The 24289-nt window shown below is 61.0% G+C and carries 18 protein-coding genes and 1 pseudogene; 12 read left to right on the top strand and 7 right to left on the bottom strand.

Features of this window, described 5'->3' with window-relative positions:
- Positions 1–2 precede the first annotated feature (2 nt).
- The 6 genes from AC2FLX_RS01380 to AC2FLX_RS01355 form a co-directional block, all read right to left on the bottom strand.
- Entirely contained in the window at positions 3–1307 is a 1305-nt protein-coding gene (locus AC2FLX_RS01380) for an NAD(P)/FAD-dependent oxidoreductase (protein WP_496810006.1), read from the bottom strand.
- On the bottom strand, positions 1294–1977 hold the full coding sequence (locus AC2FLX_RS01375; RefSeq protein WP_480747924.1) for a TetR/AcrR family transcriptional regulator: 684 nt from the start codon (positions 1975–1977) through the stop codon (positions 1294–1296). The genes AC2FLX_RS01380 and AC2FLX_RS01375 overlap by 14 nt, the downstream gene beginning before the upstream one ends.
- A complete protein-coding gene (locus AC2FLX_RS01370; protein WP_496810007.1) occupies positions 1978–3498 on the bottom strand; it encodes a trimethylamine methyltransferase family protein in 1521 nt (506 codons plus the stop codon).
- Positions 3495–5897, bottom strand: a complete 2403-nt coding sequence (locus AC2FLX_RS01365) for a GcvT family protein (protein WP_496810008.1) — start codon at positions 5895–5897, stop codon at positions 3495–3497. The genes AC2FLX_RS01370 and AC2FLX_RS01365 overlap by 4 nt, the downstream gene beginning before the upstream one ends.
- A gap of 117 nt (positions 5898–6014) precedes the next feature.
- Entirely contained in the window at positions 6015–6644 is a 630-nt protein-coding gene (locus AC2FLX_RS01360) for a glutathione S-transferase family protein (protein WP_496806997.1), read from the bottom strand.
- A gap of 82 nt (positions 6645–6726) precedes the next feature.
- Entirely contained in the window at positions 6727–7872 is a 1146-nt protein-coding gene (locus tag AC2FLX_RS01355) for an acetate/propionate family kinase (RefSeq protein WP_480747928.1), read from the bottom strand.
- 209 nt (positions 7873–8081) lie between these two features.
- Between AC2FLX_RS01355 and AC2FLX_RS01350 the strand changes: the two genes are divergently transcribed.
- From AC2FLX_RS01350 to AC2FLX_RS01325, 6 genes are all read left to right on the top strand, one after another.
- Positions 8082–8498: a VOC family protein gene (locus AC2FLX_RS01350; RefSeq protein WP_480747929.1), complete on the top strand. Its 417-nt coding sequence runs from the start codon at positions 8082–8084 to the stop codon at positions 8496–8498.
- Positions 8499–8735: 237 nt separating this feature from the next.
- Positions 8736–10508, top strand: a complete 1773-nt coding sequence (locus AC2FLX_RS01345; RefSeq protein WP_496810009.1) for an ABC transporter ATP-binding protein — start codon at positions 8736–8738, stop codon at positions 10506–10508.
- Positions 10501–12417, top strand: coding sequence for an ABC transporter substrate-binding protein (locus AC2FLX_RS01340; RefSeq protein WP_480747931.1), 1917 nt, complete (start codon positions 10501–10503; stop codon positions 12415–12417). The genes AC2FLX_RS01345 and AC2FLX_RS01340 overlap by 8 nt, the downstream gene beginning before the upstream one ends.
- A 13-nt stretch (positions 12418–12430) precedes the next feature.
- Positions 12431–13459, top strand: a complete 1029-nt coding sequence (locus AC2FLX_RS01335) for an ABC transporter permease (protein ID WP_480747932.1) — start codon at positions 12431–12433, stop codon at positions 13457–13459.
- Positions 13456–14610 (top strand): ABC transporter permease, encoded by a 1155-nt coding sequence (locus AC2FLX_RS01330; protein WP_496746361.1) that lies wholly within the window; start codon positions 13456–13458, stop codon positions 14608–14610. The genes AC2FLX_RS01335 and AC2FLX_RS01330 overlap by 4 nt, the downstream gene beginning before the upstream one ends.
- Positions 14607–15950: a CoA transferase gene (locus tag AC2FLX_RS01325; RefSeq protein ID WP_496810010.1), complete on the top strand. Its 1344-nt coding sequence runs from the start codon at positions 14607–14609 to the stop codon at positions 15948–15950. The genes AC2FLX_RS01330 and AC2FLX_RS01325 overlap by 4 nt, the downstream gene beginning before the upstream one ends.
- Positions 15951–15978: 28 nt before the next feature.
- On the opposite strand, the gene AC2FLX_RS01320 is transcribed toward AC2FLX_RS01325, so the two are convergent.
- Positions 15979–18351 (bottom strand): mechanosensitive ion channel family protein, encoded by a 2373-nt coding sequence (locus AC2FLX_RS01320; protein ID WP_480747935.1) that lies wholly within the window; start codon positions 18349–18351, stop codon positions 15979–15981.
- 474 nt (positions 18352–18825) lie between these two features.
- Between AC2FLX_RS01320 and AC2FLX_RS01315 the strand changes: the two genes are divergently transcribed.
- The 6 genes and pseudogenes from AC2FLX_RS01315 to AC2FLX_RS01290 form a co-directional block, all read left to right on the top strand.
- Positions 18826–20040, top strand: coding sequence for a glycosyltransferase family protein (locus AC2FLX_RS01315; protein ID WP_480747936.1), 1215 nt, complete (start codon positions 18826–18828; stop codon positions 20038–20040).
- Entirely contained in the window at positions 20037–21287 is a 1251-nt protein-coding gene (locus tag AC2FLX_RS01310) for a glycosyltransferase family 4 protein (protein WP_480747937.1), read from the top strand. The genes AC2FLX_RS01315 and AC2FLX_RS01310 overlap by 4 nt, the downstream gene beginning before the upstream one ends.
- Entirely contained in the window at positions 21284–22360 is a 1077-nt protein-coding gene (locus AC2FLX_RS01305; RefSeq protein ID WP_480747938.1) for a glycosyltransferase family 4 protein, read from the top strand. Before AC2FLX_RS01310 ends, AC2FLX_RS01305 begins: the two co-directional genes overlap by 4 nt.
- Positions 22357–22941: a histidine phosphatase family protein gene (locus AC2FLX_RS01300; RefSeq protein WP_480747939.1), complete on the top strand. Its 585-nt coding sequence runs from the start codon at positions 22357–22359 to the stop codon at positions 22939–22941. Before AC2FLX_RS01305 ends, AC2FLX_RS01300 begins: the two co-directional genes overlap by 4 nt.
- Entirely contained in the window at positions 22938–24080 is a 1143-nt protein-coding gene (locus tag AC2FLX_RS01295) for a glycosyltransferase family protein (protein ID WP_496810011.1), read from the top strand. The genes AC2FLX_RS01300 and AC2FLX_RS01295 overlap by 4 nt, the downstream gene beginning before the upstream one ends.
- Positions 24077–24289 (top strand): annotated as a pseudogene (locus tag AC2FLX_RS01290) (polysaccharide deacetylase family protein); the annotation flags it as partial. The gene AC2FLX_RS01295 and the pseudogene AC2FLX_RS01290, both read left to right, overlap by 4 nt.

The following is a 24289-nucleotide window of genomic DNA, read 5'->3' as shown; positions in this document are numbered from 1 at the left end:
TGTCAGCCCAGGACAGAGAAACTGCTGTCCTCGTTGATCGGGCGCTTGCGGGAATAGAACCCAACGTCAATGGTCCGGCCAATATACGGCAGTACAAATTGCAACGGCTGGGCGTCGTGATCGCCTCCTCCTTCGCAATACTCGACCAGCGCCGCCATCATCTTGCCCGCGATGGGCGCGTTCTTGTACTGGTTTCCACTGGTTCCGCAGGCCATATAGAACCCAGGCAGGCTCGACCTGTCATAAATCGGTATCCAGTCAGTGGATGCATCATAAAGGTCGACTACCCCCCGCATTCGCGACGGAATGCCCAAAGACGGCACCCTTTGCGCATACCGCATCGCCTGCGTCCGCCACTGTTCGGTAAAATCGCGGTCATAGTGTTTGTCATCATCGCACCATTGGTGCGGGTCGCATTCCGGATCTTCCGAGCCGACGAGGATGTGGTTTCCATGCTCGGGCCGGGCATAACAGGCGATGTCGCTGTCGGATACGATCATGCCCTGCTCTTGGAAATCGAACCCTTCGGGCGCGGGAACATGCACCACTTCCTGCCGCAGGGGGCGGGTTTCAATTGTCATGTCGTCGGTCACGCCCGCCATCTGGTTGACAATCGAAGACCCGGGTCCGGCCACGTTGATTACTACCGGTGCATGTATTTCGGCCCCGGTTGCCAGCCTGATTCCTGCAACGCGGCCTGCAGCCTGCAAAACCTCGGTCACTTCGACTCCCGTCTGCACCTGCGCCCCGTGCAGTTTCGCAGCCTCCATCAGGTTTTGCGCGCTCAGCGCCGGGTCGGTGACATACCCCGCCTGCGGCCAAAGAACCGCCCCCCCAAGACGCTCGCCATTGGGCTGCCCGAACTGCGGATCGTCCAGGCGGCGCGCAGGCGCATAGCTGTTCAGATCATAGATGGGCAGCTTGTCCTGTATGCCGGCGGCATCAAGTTCTTCGAACGGACAGCCTAGTTCGGCACTGAACTGCATATGCCTGGCCAGATGCCCGTTGGCCTCGGTCTTCATCACCAGACACCCGGTCTGACGAAACTGCGCCAGATCGGCTCCTTCCGGAAGACCCAGATAGTCGGCCCAGTCGCGCCAATAGTGATACCCCTCCCAGGCGAATGCCGTGCCGTCGAAGGTGGAATAGTGCATCCGGATGATGGCACAGGACCCTGCAGTCGACCCGTGGCCGACCTGAGTATTGCGGTCCAGCGACAGCGTTTTCCAGCCTCGTTTAGCCAGCTCGAACGCGACCGCCGCGCCGATGACACCAGTCCCGATGATGATTGCGTCAGGATTGTTCATTGTCCTGTCCCTCCCAAATTCTGCGGGCATAAGCGCTGAATTCCTTGATCTCGTCCGGCCTTGCCTCAACCCCGGTGAAGGCAAAAAGATAGTGCGGCACTAGCGCCAGCCGGGCCTCGTGCGGTTCGTTCAACTGCGCCAGATCGTATCCCAATTGCATGTAGTACAGAACCCGGGCGCGTGTCTTGGCCTCCATGTCCTCATAGCCGAACCGCGCGAACATCGCCTGCAGCGCCGCCAGCCGCCGCGCGTCGGACTGATCCAGTATGCGGCGTACCTTTCCCGACCGCCGCGCCCAGTCCCGCACGGCAAAATCCAGCGCCGTGTCGAACAGGTTCGGATTGACCACACAGCGATGCACATTGCAGACGGCCGCAGTGATGGTGTCCGCCGGGGTATCGGCCTGCGCGATCATGGCCGCGGTATTGGTCGCCTGCCAGCGCGCCAGCAGCGCATCCAGCAATTCCTGCCGGGACTTGAAATACCAGTAGAACGAGGACCGCGACACCGCCATTCTTTCGGCCAGGTTCAACACCTTGACCTGTTCGACACCGTCAGACACGAGAACATCCATCGCGACGTTCAGCCAGTCGTCGCGGGTTACCTTGATGTTTCCGACCAGCGGTTCGGCATCCGGGTCGTCGCGGTGCAGGATCGGTTTGGTGCTCATTCAACTCTCCGGTGGCGCGCCGCCTTCAGCGGTTCGGCGCGCGATGAATTCCTCAAGCTCGGCAATCCGGTCCTGATCATGTGCCGGTGCCCGAAATGTGTCGACGATGTTCTGCCAGATGCCTGTCGCGCGGTGATTGGCGTCAATTGCACCCCGCTCGGTCCATGTTCCGAAATTCGACCAGTCGCCCACCAGCGGTTCATAGAACTGGGTCTGATACCGCTCCATCGTGTGCGCGGCACCAAAGAAATGCCCCGATGGCCCCACCTCGCGCAGCGCGTCCAGTGCAATATCGGCATCCGTCGCCGTCGTTCCGGCGCACAACTCGGCCACCATCTGCAGAACTTCAAGATCGGTGATGATCTTTTCGAACGACACGGTAAGCCCCCCTTCGAGCCACCCTGCCGAGTGGATCACCACCGTCGCCCCTGCCATCAGGCAACCCCAAAGCCCGAACTGCGTCTCATTTGCCGCCTGTGCATCGTTGGTATTGGCCGCACTTCCACCGGCGCAACGCCACGGCAGGCCGATCTTGCGCGCCAGCTGCCCGGCCACCAGAGATGCGGTGAAATGCTCGGGCGTTCCAAACGCAGGCGCGCCCGACTTCATATCCACATTACTGGTGAAAGTACCGTAACAGACCGGCGCACCGGGTCTGGCAAGCTGTGTCAGCGTGATCGCTGCCAGCGCCTCGGCATGGCTCAGCGTCATCGCCCCCGCTACGGTTACCGGAGCCATTGCGCCCATCAGCGTAAACGGAGTGACGATCGACATCTGGCCCGCGCGCGCAAAATCGATCAGCCCCTGCGCCATCGGCATATCTATTACGCGCGGCGAGTTTGTGTTGATGATCGTATAACACCAGGGCTGGGCCGCGAATGCCTCCTCGGACAGCCCCCGGAAAGAACGGACCATCTCGAACCCGTCCTTCACCTGCGGAGTGCCACGTGAATAGATGAACGGCACCTTGTCACTCAGCGTCAGTTCCGCCTGGGTCATCGCATAGTGGCGCAGGTGCATCGGAACATCCTGCGCCTCGACCAGTGGCGGGACCATATGCAGCACGTCGAAGCTCTGGGTGATCTGCACCATCTCGCGGAAATCGCGCAAGGTGCCGGGCCTTCGCCCGCGCACCAGATCGGTGGCATGCGGCGCACCCGCGCCCGGCTGAAAGATCAGCCGCCCCAGCTCCATTGTCAGATCCCGCTCGGCCACCCCGCCCTTTACGACAAAAGATCTGGGTGCGGTGGCTAACGCTGCCTCGACCATGTCGCGCCCTATAAAGACCATTTCGTCCCGGACCCGCGCGCCGCCTTGTCGGAACAATGTACGGGCCTCGGGCAGCAGAACCTTGATCCCGATATCCTCCAGCACGGTCAGCGAAGCCTGATGCAACGCCTCGATCCGGTCCTCGGTAAAGGCGGCCATTGGCGGAAACGGGTTGCGCAGGTTGCGATAGTCCACTTGCCGCCGCGTCGTACCTGCCGCCGCTTCGCGCCCACGCCTGCCGCGCCGGGTCATGACCGCATCGCCCTGCCTTGCGGATCATATGGTGACGGGGCAATCACGCGCGCCGGACGTTCGACACCCACAACATGCACCGAAAGCTCGGTTCCCGGCTCAGCCTTGGCAGGATCGACAAGGGCCATCGCCAGAGACCTGCCAAGATAATGACCATAGCCGCCCGAGGTCACGAACCCGACCCGCTCGTCAGCCGACCAAACCGGCTCATACCCGCTGGCATCGGCGTCCAGCGCGTCGATCTCCAGCGTCACCTGCACCTGCGCCGGGCCATTGCCGTCGCGTTCGGCCTGGGCCGCGGCCTTGCCGACGAATTCCTTGTTCCAGTCGATCCAGCGATCCATTCCGGTCATGCCCGGCGTATAGGCTTGGGTAAACTCCGCCGACCAGATGCCAAAACTCTTTTCCAATCGCGTCGAGAGCATCGCGTTGAAACCGCACTCGCGGATACCCTCATCGGCACCGGCGTCCAGCAACATCCGCCGCAGTTTGATATGATCGCCATAGCGGCAGTTGATCTCATATCCTTTCTCGCCGGTCACCGACATACGTGCAACACGCGCCCGGACAAGGCCGATGTCGAAATCACCGCAGCCCATGAATTTCAGGCCCGAGATATCCTGTTCCGCCAGTTTCTCGATCACCTCTTGCGATTTCGGTCCCACAAGGCCGAACCCGCAAATCTCTTCCCCCAGATCACGGATCGACACGCCGTCCATCATATGATCGTTGAACCAGCGCATATGCCAGGCGCGCAGGTAATAGCTGCCCATGATCCACCAGGTGCCATCGCCCCAGTTCAGCACGGTCAGGTCGCCTTTGAGACGCCCGTTCTCACCCAGCATCGGCGCCAGTTTGGCCCGACCCGGCGCGGGCAGTTTCGAGGCCATCATGTTATCCAGCCACGCTTCGGCATTTGGGCCGGAAACCTCAAAGCGGGAAAAGCCCGAGATATCCAGCAGGCCCACGCCCTCCCGGATGGTCCTGCATTCAGCGGCCACGATGTCATGCGCGTTCGAACGTTTGAGAGTTGGCGTTTCCTCGAACCCTTTGGGCGCGAAATACAGCGGCACCTCCAGATCCCAGCTGACACCCCATTTACATCCGGCCTCGGTCATCGCGTCATGCGCCGGAGCCATCTTCAGCGGGCGACCCGCAGGCAATTGCTCGTTCGGGTAGGTCATCACGAAGCGGCGCGAATAGAACTGGCCAGTGGTTTCACGGATATACCGCTTGTTCTGTGCGAAATCACCATAGCGCGCCACATCCATCGGCCAGGCGTCCGCTTCGGGCTCGCCGTGGATCATCCATTCGGCCAGTGTTTTCCCAACGCCACCACCTTGCAGGAACCCGGCCATCACCGCGCAGGCGGTCCAATAGCCGCGCTTGCCCGGAACCGGACCAACCAGCGGGTTACCATCTGGCGAGAACGTGAACGCACCATTGACCCATGTCTTGATGCCCACGTTCTGGATAGACGGATACCGCTCAAAGCCCAATGTCAGTTCGTTCTCGATCCGGTCAAGCTGTTCCTGAAACAGTTCCTCGCCATAGTTCCACGGCGCACCATCCATCGCCCAGTGTTCGTGATCGACCTCGTAAATCCCGACCAGAACACCCTTCTGGTCCTGCCGCATATAGGTGAATCCTTCGAGGTCCACGGTCATCGGCATCTCGAAATCCGCCTGCGCAACTTCTGGCACCGTGTCCGTGATCAGATAGTGGTGCTTCAACGGTGAGACTGGCAGCTCTACCCCGGCCATGCGACCAACCTGCTTGGCCCAGAGCCCGGCCGCGTTGACCACATGTTCACAGGTGATCGTGCCCTTATCGGTCACAACCTGCCAGCCGTCATCAGTCTGGATCAGCTCTTCGACCTTGGTTTCCTCGTAATATTCGGCACCACGTTTCCTGGCGGCTGTCGCATAAGCCTGAACAGTGCCAGTTGTATCAATGTAACCTTCACGATCCGCCCACATCGCGCCCAGAACGCCGTCGGTTGACATGATCGGGCAACGCCGCTGCGCCTCTTGCGGGGTCAAAAGCTCGCAGTCGTCAATGCCGATGGACTGGAAGATGCGGTAGTTGGCCTGCAACCACTCCCAGCGTTCAGGCGTACCGGCCAGCGTCAGGCCACCGGTCATGTGCAAACCGATATTCTGGCCCGATTCTTTTTCGATCTCACTCAGCAGGTCGATCGTATAAGCCTGCAAGGAGGCCATGTTTGGATCCGCGTTCAGGGCATGGATGCCGCCCGCCGCGTGCCATGACGATCCCGAAGCCAGCCGCCGCCTTTCCAGCATAACCACATCCGACCAGCCAAATTTGGCCAGATGATACAGAACCGAAGCGCCCACGACGCCGCCACCGATGACCACGACACGATACTGGGATTTCATCGCCTTTTCCCCTCGAACAACTCGCAGAGGACGCTAATGGCACTGTTCACTTCTGTCTAGACAAATATGTACAGTTCTGACGGCGGATATTTTATGACTACAACTCAATTAATTACACTAGATACTTGCGCTTGAGCGGCCCCTGATATTTTCGAACCACGTCAATGTGGCGAAGTTTTCTTCGGGGATTCGCAGTTTGATGACTCGCGCGAAGTCCACAAAAACGAAGGTGGTGATATCGGCCAGAGTGAAATGGCTGCAGGCAATGAAAGGGCTGTCTTGCAGGCGTTCTTCAAGGATGTCGAAAAAGCGCCTGGCCCTGTCCAACCCTCTTTCCGCCAACTCCGGTATTTGCACATAGTTCCAAGGGCCGGGCACCGCACGATCAGCAAACGCCGGATGCGAGTTGCGCAATGCCTCGCCGATTGGCAAACCGCCCTGCTGTTCAACCAGTGCATTCCACATCAGCACCAGACCCTTTTCCTCGGGAGTGCGCCCCATCAATGGCCGTTCCGGAAACCGGGCTTCCAGATAGGCCGCAATTCCCAGGTTCTCGGTCAGAACCGTGCCATCGTCCGTCACCAGAACCGGTACTGTCGCCCTTGGATTGACCGCTTTGAACGCGTCACTCAACTGCTCGCCCTTGGCGATGGAGATATCGCGGGTTTCAATATCCAATCCCTTTTCAGCGATGAACATCCGCGCGCGGCGAGGATTGGGGGCGGTCGAGCAATCGTAGAACAACATGAACCTGGCTTTCGTGTCTGAATGTTTGCCAGCCGCAAAAACCGGCTGACCGCCGGCAGGGTGCAATTCCGTCGGCCGGTGTTCAACCCATCGCCTTGAAAACCGCGCGGGCGATGACGCGTTCTTCGTCCGTCGGGATCACCAGAACCGGCGTTTCACCGCATGATATCACCGTCGAATTGCTGTCATTCGCCTCGGCATTCACCTTGAGGCCGAGATACTCCATGCCTTCCAGAACCCGCTCCCGGATCAGTGCGGCGTTCTCACCGATGCCACCGCAGAACACGACGGCGTCAAGACCGCCCATCACTGCTGACATTGCCCCCAACTCACGCTTGATGCGGAACACGTAATAGTCGATCGCCTCCTGTGCCCGGGGATCGTCATGCATCAGCAAAGTGCGCATGTCGTGGCTGATTTCACTGAGGCCCAGCAGGCCGCTTTTCTTGTAAAGAATATGGGTGATCGCCTCGACCCCGTGGCCCTGCGCCATAAGATACAGCAGCACGCCGGGATCAAGCTGGCCGCACCGGGTGCCCATCGGCAACCCGTCCAGCGCGGAAAACCCCATGGTCGAACCGATGCTCTTTCCATTTACGACCGCGCACATCGACGCGCCATTACCCAAATGGCAAATGGCAACCCGTCCAACCGACAGATGCGGATAGTCCCGTTTCAGCTTGCCGGTGATATAATCATAGGACAGCCCGTGAAACCCATAGCGTCGCACGCCCTTTTCATAAAACCGGCGCGGGATCGCAAAGGCGTCGTTCACAAATGGATGGCCGAAATGAAACGAAGTGTCGAAACACCCGACCTGAACCGCGCCCGGATAGGCCGTTCTTGAAGCAAGTATCGCCGCAAGATTATGCGGCTGATGCAGGGGCGCAAGCGGTTCAAGCGCCTGAAGTTGCTCGATAACCGTATCAGTCAACAAGGCAGGGCCGTCAAAAGTGCGCCCACCATGCACGACCCGGTGACCGATGCCGGTAATCTCCATGTCCCCCAGCAGTTGGTCGACGTGCTCTAGAATTGCGCGCACCGCCGCCGCATGATCGGCCGGTCCGATCTGGGTGGCTTGCCGCTTGTCGCGCTTTAGCACGAGTTGCGCGACCGGCCCCAGGTTCTCGACCTGCCCCCGGTGTAGCAGCGTAGGCTCCTTTGCGGCCAGATATACCCCGAACTTGATCGACGAACTGCCCGCGTTCAGTGTCAGGATCGCACTCATTCCATCTCTCCGGCTGTCCTTTCGGACTGTAGGAGCCGTCAAAGTGAAACGACAACCGGTGAAATGCCGCAGGCCGTTCCCTTAACCGGAACGTCTGCACATAGTGTGGTCCAGAACAGAACTTTGTCTCAATGCGTATGATGTCCCGAGGCCTACCGCAATTCAGGAGAATTGCTACAGTATTCAAAACACCGAAGGGAACACATTGAATGATTGCTTACGTCACCGTCGGTGCCGATGACATCGCTCGCGCCAAACAGTTCTACTCAGCATTCCTGACGGCCCTTGGATACGAACTGGATGAGGGCCCCGAGGGCCTAAGCTACGTATTGCCCGTACAATCGGGGCAATCTCCCGTTCCGCCTGATTTCTACGTCAAACCAACCTTCGATGGGTGTCCGGCCTCGGCCGGCAACGGATCCATGGTCGCGTTCGAGGCGCGCAATCAAAAGCAGGTTCGTGACCTGCACGCCGCTGCGCTTGCCGCAGGCGGGTCCGATGAGGGACAGCCGGGCTTTCGTGCCGCATATGGGCCACACTTCTACGTTGGCTACCTTCGCGACCCACAAGGAAACAAAATTGCTCTCTTCTCCGACGATCCCGACGAGCCGGGGCGCGACGGATAGCATTGGCTAAATCAGTCCGACGGGCTTCGCTCAGGCGATGAATTCTTCGCGAACACCAAAAATCCAGCAATCTCAAGAATTCGTGATGTCCATCGGAAAGATTTTTTCCCACCGTCACTCCGTTTATCGTCAAGAACGTATTTGACTAGTCAGGGTCCGGCGGGTGAAACTGCACGAAAAAATCAGGGAGTTCTTGAAGTTGATGTCGATCCACGGCCAGGCGGGTGGAAAACCCCGATGACTCCGCTGTTGTCCGTCAGAGATCTTAGCATCGGTTTTGGTACTGCCGATCCTGTGGTTCAGGGCGTAAACTTCGACGTCCAGCCGGGCCAGACCGTGGCGTTGGTTGGCGAATCCGGGTCCGGCAAAACGATCACCTGCCGCGCCGTGTTGCGCATTCTGCCCAAGGCCGCACAACTCAGAAGCGGCAAAATCACCTTACAAGGCCCCAATGGCGCTCAAATATTGTCCGATCTCACCGAGAGACAGATGCGTGGCATCCGGGGCAATCAGGTCTCGATGATCTTTCAGGAACCGATGCGGTCCCTGTCGCCTCTCCACACGATCGGAAATCAGGTCAGCGAAGTGTTGTGGCTGCATCGCAGCGCCTCGGAACGCGAAGCCAAGCGAAAGGTGCTGGAACAGTTCGACCGCGTCGGCTTTCCCGATCCGGAGCGTGCCTACAATTCCTATCCGTTCGAACTCTCCGGCGGAATGCGCCAGCGCGCGATGATCGCCATGGCGATGGTTGCCAAACCCGACCTTCTGATCGCCGACGAACCGACCACCGCGCTCGACGTGACGACACAGGCGCAAGTGCTGGGCCTGATCAAGGAGTTGCAGCAGGAAACCGGTATGGCCCTGATTCTCGTCACCCATGATCTGGGCGTGGTGGCGAACATGGCCGAACAGGTGGTGGTCATGCATAAGGGACGCGTCATGGAATCGGGGTCTGCAGAACTGATCCTTCGCGAACCGGCTCATCCCTATACCAAACAACTCTTCGACGCCGCCCCGGAAATCCCCGATCAGGAAGCCGTCGGTATCCCGATGCCCGACGAGGATCTGATCCTCGAGATGAAGGAGATATCCAAGACCTATTCCATGCGGTCCGGCAAGGGATGGAAGGCCGGGGCGCTGATTCACGCCTGCCGCGGCGTCGACCTGAAACTGGCGCGTGGCAAAACCCTGGCGATTGTCGGTGAAAGCGGGTCGGGCAAAACCACAGCGGCGCGAATCGCTTTGGGGGCTGAACCGCCCGATCCGGGTGGCGAGGTTCTGTTTCGCGCGCAACCAGGGGCCGAGCCGATCACCGTGCACAAGATGAGCCGAACCGAACGCACCGCATTTCAGCGTCAGGCACAGATGATCTTTCAGGATCCCTACAGCTCGCTCAGCCCACGCATGCGGGTACAGGACGCGATGACCGAGCCGCTTGAGATTCACCGCATCGGAACCACGGCCGAACAGCGCGACAAGGCCGCCGCGATGCTGAAGCGCGTGGGTTTGAACGAGGACATGCTGAAACGCTATCCGCACGCGTTTTCCGGCGGGCAGCGTCAGCGGCTGTCGGTTGCGCGCGCGCTGATGCTGGACCCGTCATTCATTGTCTGCGACGAACCGACCTCGGCCCTTGATGTATCTGTGCAGGAACAGATCCTCACCCTGCTCGAAGACCTTCAGGAAGGTTTGGGCCTGTCCTATCTGTTCATCTCGCACGATCTCGCCGTGGTGGCACGGATCGCCGACGAAGTCGCGGTCATGCGGCAAGGTCTGGTGATCGAACAGGCCCCGCCGGAAACGCTTTTCTACAACCCTCGTCACCCTTACACGAAAGCGCTGATCGCGGCCCAGCCCGAACCCGATATCAATCGCCCAATCGACCTGAAACTGGTAGCATTGGGCGCAGGATCGCCGGACAGCTGGGACGAAGCCTTTCGTTTCTCGAACTCCGTGGTACCCTCGTTGAAAGAGCTGGAACCCGGCCATAAGGTACGTTGTCATGTTTGAAACCACTCGCAGGTCGATTTTCTTTGCCGCCGCCTTGGCGCTTGCCGGCGCGGTACAGGCCGGCTCGGATACGCTTCCACCCCTGCAGGAAAGCGAATTCTGGAAACAGGAAGTCGAAATGGGCAATCTGCCCCCGGTGGCCGAGCGCATTCCCGAAGAGCCGGTCGTGGTCGATCCGGAGGCCAAGGGGCGGGAATACGGCCATCAAGGCGGCACGTTGCGCACAATGGTCACGCGGTCCAAGGATATCCGGCAGATGGTGGTCTATGGCTACGCCCGCCTTGTCGGCTACAACGAGAAATACGAGCTGGTTCCGGACCTTCTGGCGAGTTTCGAGAACGATGGAAACCGCAAGTTCACCCTGAAACTTCGCAAAGGGCACAAGTGGTCGGATGGCACCCCCTTCACCTCTGCCGATTTCGAATACTGGTGGAAAGACGTCGCCAATAACGAATTGCTCAGCCCCTCCGGCCCCCCGGATTTCCTGCGGGTCAACGGCAAACCACCGGTCGTCACCTTCCCTGACGAAATCACTGTGGTGTTCGAATGGGAAGAACCCAATCCCAACTTCCTGCAAAGCCTCGCACAGGCACGCCCGCCCTTCATCTACCGGCCCTCGCATTTCCTCAAGAAATACCACGAAGCCTATGCCGACCCCGACGAACTCGCCGCCGAGGTTGACGACGCGCGCGTCAAAAGCTGGGCCGCGCTGCACAACAAGCTCGACAACATGTACAAATACGACAACCACGAACTGCCCACCCTGCAACCGTGGCTGAATGCAAGCTCGGGCAAGAAGATCCGCCACAACTTCGTGCGCAATCCCTATTATCACCGCATCGATGCCAAGGGTGTGCAACTGCCCTATATCGACGTTATCGAGATGGAAATCGTGGCGCCCGGTCTGGTCGCTGCCAAGACCAACGCGGGCGAAACCGACCTTCAGGGACGCGGGCTTGATTTCCGCGATGCCTCGATCCTCAAGAAGGGCGAAGCCGGGGGTAATTACAAAACTTATCTGTGGGATACCGGCGTGGCCTCGCAGATCGCGATCTATCCCAACCTCAATTATGCCGATGATACATGGCGCAACCTGATGCGGGACGTACGCGTGCGCCGCGCGCTGTCGCTGGGGATCGACCGGAATACGATCAACCAGGCGCTCTATTTCAAGCTCGGCAAACCGGGCGCCATGACCGTTCTGCCTTACTCCCCTTTCTTCGACGAAAAGAACCTGCAAGCCTGGGCCGCCTACGACCCCGAACAGGCCAACAAACTGCTTGACGAGGCCGGGCTCGACAAGCGCGACGGCAGTGGTATCCGTCTGTTGCCCGATGGCCGCCCGATGGAGTTGATCATCGAAACCGCGGGCGAGCGGCAAGAGGTCGAAAATGCCATGCAGATCGTCACCGACAACTGGCGCGACATCGGCGTCAAGCTGATCATGCGCCCGCTGGATCGCGACATCCTGCGCAACCGCGTCTTTGCAGGAAACACAATGGCATCGGTCTGGTACGGCTGGGACAACGGCATCCCGCAGGTCTATACCTCCCCCGCCTATCTCGCTCCTACCGATCAGGTATTCCTGGCCTGGCCCAAATGGGGCCAGTTCTATCAGACCGGCGGCGATGCGGGCGAAGCGCCCGACATGCCCGAAGCACAGCGGTTGATGGAACTGTCCAAGGTCTGGGATACCGCGACCACGGATGAACAGCGCTCCGCCGCCTGGAAGGAGATGCTGGAAATCCATGCCGATCAGGTCTACGGCATCGGCATTCTGGCCGGCACACCGCAACCGATCGTCGTTTCGAACCGCCTGCACAACGTGCCCGAAAAAGGGATGTGGGCCTGGGACCCGGGCGCGCATTTCGGCGTGCATCGCATGGACGAGTTCTTTCTGGACCAGTAACGGGGGCAGCTGAATGCTTTTGCTGCGCTACGCAGTCTATCGCTTTTTCACCATGCTGCTGACGCTGCTGGTGGTGTCGGCGATGATCTTCATCATCATCAACCTGCCGCCCGGCGACTATCTGAGCAACCAGATTGCCGAGCTGCAGGCGTCAGGACAATCTGCGGGTGTCGACAAGGCAGAATTCCTTCGCAAGGAATACGCGCTCGACCGTCCCTTGTGGGAACAATACATGATCTGGATGGGCTTCATGCCCGGTCCGCACGGGTTCTCTGGCCTGATTCAGGGCAACTACGGCTGGTCGTTCGAGTTCGACCGACCCGTGTCCGAGATCGTGGGCGACAGCCTCTGGCTGACGGTCGTCGTCAATCTGGCCGCCGTCCTGTTCGTATATGCAGTGGCTCTGCCGCTGGGTGTTCTCGCTGCGGCCCGGTCGCGGACATGGGTCGACTATACCTCGGCCTTTGTCGGCTATCTGGGACTTGCCACACCGAACTTCCTGCTGGCGCTGATCCTGTTCTACTATGGCCACCGCTATTTCAACCTGCCCATCGGCGGCCTGATGGACCCCGCCTATGAGGGTTTGCCGATGAGCTGGGACAAGATGAAATCGATCCTTCTTCATCTCATCGTGCCAACCTTTGTCATCGGCACCTCTGGCGCCTCGGCAATGATGCAGCGTCTGCGCGCCAATATGCTGGACGAGTTGGGCAAACCCTATGTCGAGACGGCGATTGCCAAGGGCATGTCGCCCTCGCGGATGCTGACGAAATATCCCCTGCGCGTGGCCTTCAACCCCTTTGTCGCCGATATCGGCAACCTGCTGCCCTCGATGGTCTCCGGCTCGGTTCTGGTCTCGGTCGTGCTGGGCCTGCAAACCATCGGCCCCACGCTCCTGACTGCGCTCAAGACGCAGGATCAGTTTCTGTCCGGCTTCATTCTGATGTTCGTGGCTTTGCTGACGCTGGTGGGTACAATGATCTCGGACGTGCTCCTGGTCATGCTTGATCCGCGCATCCGATATGAGGGGCGAGATACATGACCCAGCTTCCCGACGGTCGTTATGTCGACGACGCCCCCTATGATCCGCAGGTCTCGATCCAGCAACTGGAACGCCGCGACCTGGATGCCCCGAATTGGGTGCTGGTCTGGCGCAAGTTCAAAACCCACAAGCTGGGCCTTGTATCCGGCATCTTCCTGTTGCTCAGCTACCTGATGCTGCCGTTTGCCGGCTTCATCGCACCCTACACACCGAATGAACGCAATGGCGAGCACCTCTATGCCCCGCCGCAATCGATCAGCTGGTTCCACGAGGGCGAGTTCGTCGGGCCATACGTCTATCCCATCGTGGCCGAGGCGGATCTGGAAACATTCCAGTGGAAATTCGTCCCCGACACCGACAACCCCGCCCCGATCCGCTTCTTCTGCAAGGGCGACGAATATCGTCTTGCAGGGCTGATCCCTTCGGATACCCACCTGTTCTGCCCATCCGATGGCGCAACGGTGTTTCTGTGGGGGTCGGACAGGCTGGGTCGCGATGTGTTCAGCCGTATTCTCTATGGCGCACAGCTGTCGCTGACCGTCGGCCTCATCGGCATTTCGGTGTCGTTCTTTCTTGGCATCCTGTTCGGTTCAATGGCGGGATATTTTGGCGGCAAGACCGATTGGCTGATCAACCGTGTGATCGAGATCCTGCGCTCACTGCCCGAACTGCCGCTTTGGCTTGCCCTGTCCGCTGCCGTGCCCTCGAACTGGAGCCCGGTTGCCGTGTTCTTCATCATCTCGGTGATCCTTGGTATCCTCGACTGGCCCGGCCTGGCTCGCTCGGTACGCGCCAAATTCCTGTCACTACGCGAAGAGGAATACGTGCGCGCCGCCGAAATGATGGGCGCCTCGTCGGGCCGCGTGATCCGCAAGCACCTGTTGCCGAATTTCGCATCACACCTCATCGCCTCCGCAACCTTGTCGATCCCGGCAATGATCCTCGGCGAAACCGCGCTCAGTTTCCTCGGCCTTGGCTTGCGGGCACCTGCGGTCAGTTGGGGCGTGATGCTGAACGACGCGCAAAACCTCGCCTCGATCGAGATTTATCCTTGGACGGCCATTCCGATGCTGCCGATCATCGTTGTGGTACTCGCCTTCAACTTCCTGGGTGACGGACTGCGCGACAGTCTCGACCCCTACCAGCAATGACCCTGCTTTCCGCCCTGCCCGCGCCTGATACCTACAAGGTAACTGGCAGCGGCGCGCTGCCCAGCGTCTTTGCGGTGTCGGAACTGGCCACCGCATCCTTTGCGGCGGTCGGGCAGGAACTGGCGCGGCTGATGCGCGCGCAGAACCTGATAGCCGGACAACCACCGGTCACCGTCGATCACCGTCTGGCCTCGCTCTGGTACGGCTGGTCCCTGCGCCCGGATGGCTGGACCATGCCAAGCGCCTGGGACCCGGTCGCCGGCGACTACCGGACCGCCGATGGCTGGATCCGGCTGCACACCAATCTCGCTCCCCATCGCGCGGCGGCTCTGAAAGTGATGGCAACACCACCCGACCGCGAGGCCGTGAGCCAAGCCGTGTCTGGCTGGAACGCGGACGAGCTCGAAGCAGCCATCGTCGCCCAGGGCGGCGTTGCCGCCGCCATGCGCAGCCGGCAAGACTGGCTGGCCCACCCACAGGGCCGCGCGGTCGCCTCCGAACCTCTGGTGGCCTGGACCGGACCGAGGCGTGCAAACCTGCGCCAAAGGCCACAGGCAACACCCGAAAGCCCCCTGGCGGGCCTGCGGGTTCTCGACCTCACCCGCGTCCTGGCGGGGCCGGTTTCAACCCGCACGCTGGCCGGTTTCGGGGCCGAGGTATTGCGGATCGATCCCCCCGAATGGGACGAACCGGGGGTGATCCCCGACATCTCACTCGGCAAGCGCTGCGCCTATCTGGACCTGAAATCGTCCAACGGGCTTGCCCGGCTGAAGGACCTGCTGGAACAGGCCGACGTGTTTGTCCACGGCTACAGGCCGGGCGCATTGGACGGGCTGGGGCTCAACGTCGCGACCCGCAACCGGATCGCGCCGAACCGGGTCGAGGTGGCGCTTGACGCCTATGGCTGGCACGGCCCCTGGGCCAAGCGGCGCGGCTTTGACAGCCTCGTGCAGATGAGCGCGGGCATTGCTCATGCCGGTCAGGTATGGGCAAAGGCGGACAAGCCGACACCCTTGCCGGTTCAGGCACTTGATCACGCAACAGGCTATTTGATGGCCGCTGCCGTTCTGTCGGCGCTGGCCGAGGCGGTCGAAGGCAGGCCAATATCCGATGCCCGCCTGTCGCTCGCCCGCACGGCAGAGCTTTTGGTCAGCCTAAGGAAAACCGCGTCTGGCTTGGGTATCGCCAATCCGCTCAAAACGGATTTCGCGCCTGCGCCGGAACAGACCGGCTGGGGCAACGGCTTTCGCCTGTCTCCCGCTCTTGCCATCGGCCCGGCGAAAATGTGCTGGGCCCTGCCCGCGCCCAAGCTCGGCACCGCCACCCCCGACTGGGACTGACCGGATCGGGGCGCGGGAGCGCCCGCCACTAGCGGTCGTCGCCGCTGCCGCCGGGGCCGATATCGTCCAGATAATCCTCGTCGATCGCCGCCTGCACCGCGCCGGTCACCGCCTCGCGCTGTTTCGGGGTCAGGTCCTCGGGGCTCTTGTCATCGGCTAGCCGCACAGTCACCTCACGATGGGCAAATCTGATCCCCTCACGCGCGAACAACTCGCGAATCTCTTGATAAACCCTCTTACGCACCAGCCACTGGTCGCCCGGTTTGGTCATGAACTTGACCCGGATGATCATCGCCGAATCCTGCATCTCGATCACGCCCTGGGATTTCAGCGGCTGGATGAAGTTCTCGCCGATCACCGGATCGTCCAGCAACTGAACCCCCAGTTTCTTGATCAGCTTGCGCACCTTCTCGACATCGGTGTCATAGGTCACGCGCAACGGCAGTTTCATGATCACCCAGTCGCGCGAATAGTTGGTCAGCACCTTGATCTCGCCAAAGGGAATGGTGTTGAGCGCGCCCAGATGGTGGCGCAGCTGGAACGAGCGCACCGAGATCTTCTCGACTGTCCCCTTCACGTCTCCGATATCGATGTATTCACCCTTGCGGAACGCATCGTCGATCAGGAAGAACGCGCCGGAAAAGATGTCGCGTACCAGCGTCTGTGCGCCGAAACCAACAGCCAGACCGACCACACCGGCGCCCGCGAACAGCGGGCTGACATTGATGCCAAGCTCCATCAACGCAATAAGCGCGATGGTCACGACCACAACCGCCAGGATCGCACCACGGAACAGGGGCAGCAACGTCGCCAGCCGGCTTTGCCCCGCCTCACCGCCCTCGTCTCCGGGCGCCACCTCCTGCGCACCGTCTTCAACTTCTTCGGCGATCTTGCTGTCGATCCAGATACGGAAGAAATGGAACAGAACATAACCGATGAACAGGATCACCATCACGTCCAGCGCGCGTCCCACCGGCAAGTCATCCGCCCAATGCCCCTCGGGATACCAGATCGAAGCCAGTGCATAGATACCCACGACAAAGGCAAGAATACCTGCCACGCGGCGCGCCAGATCTTCATATGTCGCGATGACGTGTCGTTCGGGCTCTACCCTTTCGTATACCTCCGCCGCGGCGTCCTCCTCATCATCCGGAGTGGCCTTCATCACGTCGATCTGGCGCGACCGGTCGAAATACCGTTCCAGAAAATAGTTCATCGCCCCGTAAACGATCACCACCGACATGAAGACCGCATAGGTACCGGCCACCAGCGGGATCGACACGGGATGTTCAAGCACAAGGTCAACCGCCAGTTCGAACCAGCTGAAGAGGATGTAAAGCACCACGACCGGCGCCCAGCCAAAGGAGACGAACCGCAACAGCCACGACACCTGATCGGGGCCGCGCCCGCCCCGGATCGCGTTCGAGATGGCGCGCGCATTGAACAGCACCATAAGGATATTGCCCAGCGCGCCAACCGCCGTCAGGCTGCCATAGACCATCGCATAGACGTTGTAGTTGAGCCCGAAATCCGCGACCCAGGTCGAAAACAGAACCACCGCGATGTCATAGGTCGCAAGCGTCGACGCCCAGATATAGAGTCGCTTGGCATCCCGGTCGGAAAACGGCGGCAAACGATACTGGCTGAGGAACGGCGACAGCACCATGCGCCACAGATCGGATACCGTGCGCGCCAGGAAGAACGCGGTGAAGATCGCCGTCACGGTAAACTGGACCGAAATGTCCTCGGCCCGGCCAAACACCAGATATCCCACGATCAGTGCCATCACCATGGCAAAGACGGTGGCCCCCACTCCCATGACAAAACGGAAGACCAGGAACGGCATTTTTTCCTTGTACCCGACCGGATTGTCCTTGATCCGCGCGACGACAATTCGGCGCGCGATGCGTTTGCCGTAAATCTCGATCGACAACCACCGGCCGATCAGCAGGAACAACAGGTTCCAGGCCAGAACCTCGACATAGGTCAGAATGCGCCCGTCGGGGCTGGTCTCGCGCAGGATGTACTGCACCTCGAACACGGAATAGGGCAACGCTTCCAGCCGGGATTCCAAGGAGGCACGGAACTCTGAAAACCGCGCCTGCGCCTTCATCAACTGCGATCCGTCGCCCATCGGGTTGCTCGCGGCTGCGTCGGTCGGTGTTTCTGCAGCCGATGAAACCACCTTGCCGGCACTGTCAATGACGATGACGCTGGCCCCAGCCTCTGTTGCTGCCCGGATGGCGGCGGCGATGTCGCCTTCCGTATCCGACTGGCTGGTTGTGTCTTCTGAACCGCCATAACCCGGCAATAGCGACGTTTGCGCCGCAGCAGCGCCGATAAATGCCGCGACCGTGACCCAGATTGTCAGGATCAGGTTGAGAAGAAACAGTGGTCTCATTGGGATTTGCATCCAGTTCCTAGTGTTCGCGGTACGCTACAGGACACGGCTTCGGCGTTCAAATGGCTAGGTGATGTTTTCGCGCAATCGTGTCGTCATGTGCCTTTGAAATCATGCTTTTGACAATCGTGTTTTCAACGTCGCATGATTTGAATATGACCATAGCAGAAACACTGTTCCGACACTGGCGGCAAAACAAATCTGCATGTATCAAAGGATTGCGGCAACGGGGTATGGACGCTTGATCAGAATGCGCGACATCGCAAATCTAAGGGTGGCCGGTCAAAGACACTCGGTTCGCTTGCGTTTTTTCGGCGTTTCGACCCTTCAAAGGCGCAACTCTGTTGCCTTTTCGCAATGGTCGGTCAAAACGGACATTTCCCGGCAAGCCTGCCACGGGAATTCCGGAAAAATCTGCGCTATGAGGGACAGGCGCGCGGCCCCCGGATCGGAACTCGAAACCTGTTACATGGTATGAACAAGAAAAGTAACGCATACCCAGCCTGCCGCGCCCCACGCATCATGTTCTACAGCCACGATACGTTCGGGCTTGGGCATCTGCGGCGCTCACGCGCGCTTGCATCCGCCATCACCGCATCCGACAGTCAGGCTTCGGCCTTGATCCTGACCGGCTCACCGGTGGCCGGGCGATTTACCTTCCCTCGCCGCGTCGACCACGTGCGCCTGCCCGGCGTTACCAAGCTTGCCGACGGGTCCTATGCGTCGCAAACCATCGGCATGGGCATCGACGACGTGACCGAGCTGCGCTCCAGCCTGATCCGGACCGCCGTCAAACAGTATCAGCCCGACGTTCTGGTCGTCGACAAGGAACCCACCGGGTTTCGCGGTGAACTGCTTCCCACACTCGGCATGCTACAACAGCAGGGAACCGCGAAAATGGTTCTCGGGCTGCGCGATGTCCTGGACGAACCCGCCGTTTTGGCCGCCGAATGGGCGCGCAAGGAAGCCGTCGAGGCCACCGAGACATACTATGACGAGATCTGGGTCTACGGGCTCCGGTCGATTTATGACCCTACTGCGGGCCTGCCGCTGAGCGCGCGCGCGCAATCGCGCATGCACTGGACAGGCTATCTGCGCCGCGATCTCGGTCCGATCGGCCCGCCCCCGCCGCAACCCTACATCCTGATCACGCCCGGCGGCGGCGGCGATGGCCGGGCGATGGTCGATCTCGTCCTGTCCGCCTATGAAAAGGACACCACGCTCGAACCCCGCGCGATACTCGTCTATGGCCCGTTCCTGTCGGGCGAATTGCGGGCCGAGTTCGAAGCGCGGGTTGCCCGGCTGAACGGGCGCGTGACCGCCGTCGGCTTCGAATCCCAGATCGAAACGCTGTTTGCCGGTGCAGCCGGCGTTGTCTGCATGGGGGGCTACAACACCTTTTGCGAGGTTCTGTCCTTTGACAAGCGCGCCGTTATCGTGCCGCGCACCGTGCCCCGTCTTGAACAATGGATTCGCGCCTCGCGGGCCGAAGAACTGGGGCTCGTTCAGATGCTGGACGAAAGCCGCGACGGCCTGTCCGCCGCGTCGATGGTCAACGCCATCCGGAATCTGCCATCCCTGCCGTTACCCTCCGAGGCCATCGGTGACGGGCTGCTTGACGGGCTCGACTATGTCACGCACCGCGTGAATGTGATGCTGGGCCGAGTCAGGGAACGAGCCACGGGATGACCGGCCCACAGCCCAAATTGGCGGTGCTGGTCAAAGGCTGGCCCCGCCTTTCGGAAACGTTCATCGCTCAGGAACTGGTCGCGCTGGAACAGGCCGGACACCAGTTTGCCATCTGGTCGCTTCGCCACCCCACTGACATCAAACGTCACCCACTGCACGAAGCCCTCAAGGCCCCGGTCCACTACCTGCCCGAATACCTCTACGAAGAGCCTGAGCGCGTGTGGAAAGCCCGCGCGATCGCCCAACGATTGCCCGGCTATGCGACGGCATATGAAATCTGGCGCAAGGATCTGGTTCGTGATCCGACTCATAACCGCATACGCCGCTTCGGGCAGGCCTGTGTTCTGGCCGCCGAACTATCCCCGGGAACCGGGGCGCTTTATGCGCATTTTCTGCACACGCCCTCTTCGGTTGCACGATATGCCGCGATCATGCGCGATATCCCGTGGAGCTTTTCCGCGCATGCCAAGGATATCTGGACCTCGCCGGATTGGGAAAAGCGCGAAAAACTCCATGCCGACAGCTTTGGGGCCACCTTCGGCGCCACCTGCACGGGAATCGGCGCCCGACACCTGCGCGGTCTGGCCGACGATCCGGGGCGGGTCGATCTGATCTATCACGGGCTTGACCTGTCGCGGTTCCCCGCCCCCCCGACGCGCCAAGAGCGCGCACCCGATGCCCCGTTCACGATGCTGTCGGTCGGCCGCCTGGTCGAGAAAAAGGGGTTTGACCGCCTGATTACCGCCCTTTCCCTGTTGCCCGATACGCTCGACTGGCGCTGGGTCCATGTCGGCGGCGGCGGATCAAGTGAGAAATTCAAGCGCCGCGCCAGAGAACTGGACTTGACCGGCCGCATCGACTGGCGCGGGGCCTGCAACCAGCCCGAAGTCATCGAAGCGATGCGGCAGGCCGATCTGTTCGTGCTGCCCAGCCGGATCGCTGCGGATGGCGACCGCGACGGCCTGCCCAACGTGCTGATGGAGGCGGCATCGCAATTGCTGCCCATTCTGGCCACACCCGTGTCCGCCATTCCGGAATTCATCGTTTCCGGCACACACGGCACCCTGTCCGACGACGCCCCCGAAGCGCTGGCCGCTGCGATGGTGTCACTTGCCTCAGAGCCGCAAAAGGCGGCCCATATGGCACAGGCCGCCCGCGCCCGGCTGGTGGCCGAGTTCGGGATGGCCCCCGGTATCGCGCGCCTGTCCCGGCGTCTGCACACCCTCTGCGGGACCGTACCGGCATGACCCATGTCGCGTTCTATGCCCCCTTGAAATCTCCCAACAGCCCGGTGCCCTCCGGAGACCGGGCAATGGCCCGCAATCTGATGGCGGCCATCGGCGCAAACGGTGCCCGGGTCGAGCTGGTGTCCGAGCTGAAAATTCATGACAAGCACGGCAACGCAATGGTCCAGCACGAGCTGCGTCAGGCCGCCAAACTCGAATCCCTTCGCCTCGCGCAAACCCTGCCCCCCGAGGTCTCCCTCTGGGTGACCTATCACAACTACTACAAGTCCCCCGATCTCATCGGACCCGAAGTATGTCGCGCGCGCAACATCCCCTATGTGCAGCTGGAAAGCACACGGGCCAACAAACGACTGACCGGACCATGGTCGGAATTCGCCAAGGCCGCGCATGACGCCTGCGACGCGGCGCGGATCATATTCTATCACACCGAAAACGATCATTTTGCACTGAACCGGGACCAGATCGCGGGGCAAGATCTGGTGTCGCTGCCGCCTTTTCTGCCCTACGCCGCCGCCCCCCCGAGATCGGACTGCGTCGGGCCGATGCTGGCCACCGGAATGATGCGCCATGGTGACAAGCTGCACTCCTACGAACTCATTGCGCAAACACTTTCCCTGCTGCAAGGCGACTGGCAGCTGCACATCGCAGGCGACGGTCCGGCCCGGCCCGAGGTCGAAGCGCTGATGGCGCCATTCGAGGGGCGGGTGCGGTTTCTGGGCCAGTTGGACAGGGCCGCCATGCAAGCCGCCTACTCAAATGCTTCACTATTTTTCTGGCCCGGCGTGAACGAAGCCTATGGCATGGTCTACCTCGAAGCGCAGGCTGCGGCTCTGCCCGTGGTGGCGCAGGATCGCCCCGGTGTGCGGGACGTGCTGCTGCCCGGTGAATACCCGACGATCGAAGGCGGCCCGAAAGCACTGGTGCGCGCGCTTGAAACCCTTCTTCGCAATGCCGACCTGCGGCGCGAGACAGGCGCCAAGTCCCGCGCCCATGTCCAAGCCCACCACCTGATGCCCGCCGCCACGGAAACCTTCTGGTCCGCCGTCCGGCCCTTGTTGGGGGCGCAGGGATGACGCGCCTAGCCCTGCTCCGCCACGGCCATACCGAATGGAACCGCGCGGGTCGCATTCAAGGCCGCAGCGACATCCCGCTCGACGCTCAGGCGCGGCAGGAACTGGCCGGGTACCGCCTGCCCGAAGAGTGGGCAGAGGCGGATCTGTGGTCCAGCCCTCTGTCGCGCGCCCGCGAAACCGCAAGCATCGTTTCAGGAAAGGAACCGCGCCTCGCCCCCGAACTGATCGAAATGAACTGGGGCGCGTTCGAAGGCAAACGCGGCGCCGACCTGATAGCCGACCCACAAAGCGGCTATCGCCATATCGAGGAGTGGAGCTGGGATTTCCGCCCGCCCTCCGGCGAAAGCCCTGCCGAGGTCGGCGATCGTCTGCAACCCTGGCTGGCGCGCCTCACCGGCGACACCGTTGCGGTCTGTCATATTGGCATCATGCGTGTGATTCTGGCGCGTGCGTGGGGCTGGAACTTTCGCGGTCCCGCCCCCTTCAAGATCAAGCGCAACCGTCTTTTTATCGTTCATCTGGGCGACATGCGGCCCGAGCCGGAACCGGTCCGCCTGCTGCAAGCCGGAGGCGCAGCATGAAAGTGATGATCGCCGTTACCCATCTTCTGGGTACCGGGCACCTGAGCCGTGCGCTTACCCTCGGTCATGCTTTTCGCAAGGCAGACCATAAGGTCTTTGTCGTCTCCGGCGGGATGCCCGCGCCGCAACTCGACAGTGCCGGGCTGGACCTGTTCAATCTGCCGCCACTGCGGTCGGACGGGACGGACTTCACCCGCCTTCTGACCGAAGTCGGAACGCGCGCCGACGAAAGCTATTTGAAGGCCCGCATTCAGGCGCTGATGGCCGCCGTCAGCCGCTTTGCCCCCGACATCCTGATCACCGAACTTTATCCCTTTGGCCGCAGGTCGCTGGCGCCGGAGTTCGAGGCGTTATTGCAAACCGCGAATGAACTCTCGCCGCGTCCCGCCATCCTCGCCTCGATCCGGGACATCCTGGCGCCACCGTCCAAACCCTCAAAGGCAGAACGCGCCGATGCGGTGATTCAACGTTACTACGACGGTGTACTGGTCCACTCCGATCCCCGATCCACCCGGCTGGAGGCCAGTTGGCCCGTGTCCAAAGCTTTGTCCCAACGCCTGCACTACACAGGCTACGTCGCTCCGGCCCCGGCGAAGCAGCACCCTCAAACGGCGGGCGCAGGCGAAATCATTGTCAGCGCGGGCGGCGGCCCGGTCGGGCAGCCGATCTTTCAGGCCGCCATCGAGGCCGCCCGAAAGATGACCAACAGGCGCTGGCGCCTGTTGGTTGGTGGGCGCGATACAGACCAGAGGATTGCCGATCTTGAAGCATTGGCAGGCGAAATACCAATCCTGATCGAACCTGCCCGACCCGATTTCCGCCAGATGCTGTGCCACGCCGCGGCATCGGTCAGCATGTGCGGCTACAACACCACACTCGATGTCCTGCAATGCGGCGTGCCCGCGGTTTTCATCCCCTTCGACGACGGCAAGGAAGTCGAACAGGGGCTGCGCGCGCAAAGCCTGTCACATCTGCCCGCAGTCGAGGTGATCAAAAGCGCCGCCCTGTCCGGCGACCTGCTGGCCAGCTCGGTCGAAAAGGTGATCGCCTCCGGCCCCCGCCCCGATCTCGGCTTGTCCTTCGATGGCGCTGCGCGCACTGTCGCCATCGCCGAAGATCTGGCAAAGGTGACACGATGACCCCGGATTGGACACCTCTGGATAGCGAATTTGCCCGCTGGCACGGCGACGGCCTGACCCTGCCGCTGTGGTGGCGCGATGACGACGCCACCGCGCCCACCCCGCAACTGGACCGGCTTGCAGATCTGTCGGCTCAATATGGCCTGCCGGTACATCTGGCCGTCATCCCCCATACGGCGCAAGACACTTTGGCATCCACCCTTGCCGAG

The sequence above is a fragment of the Ruegeria sp. YKSF57 genome (assembly GCF_059612585.1).
The sequence above is the reverse complement of the archived record's forward strand: the minus strand, read 5'-3'. Positions and strand labels throughout refer to the sequence as shown.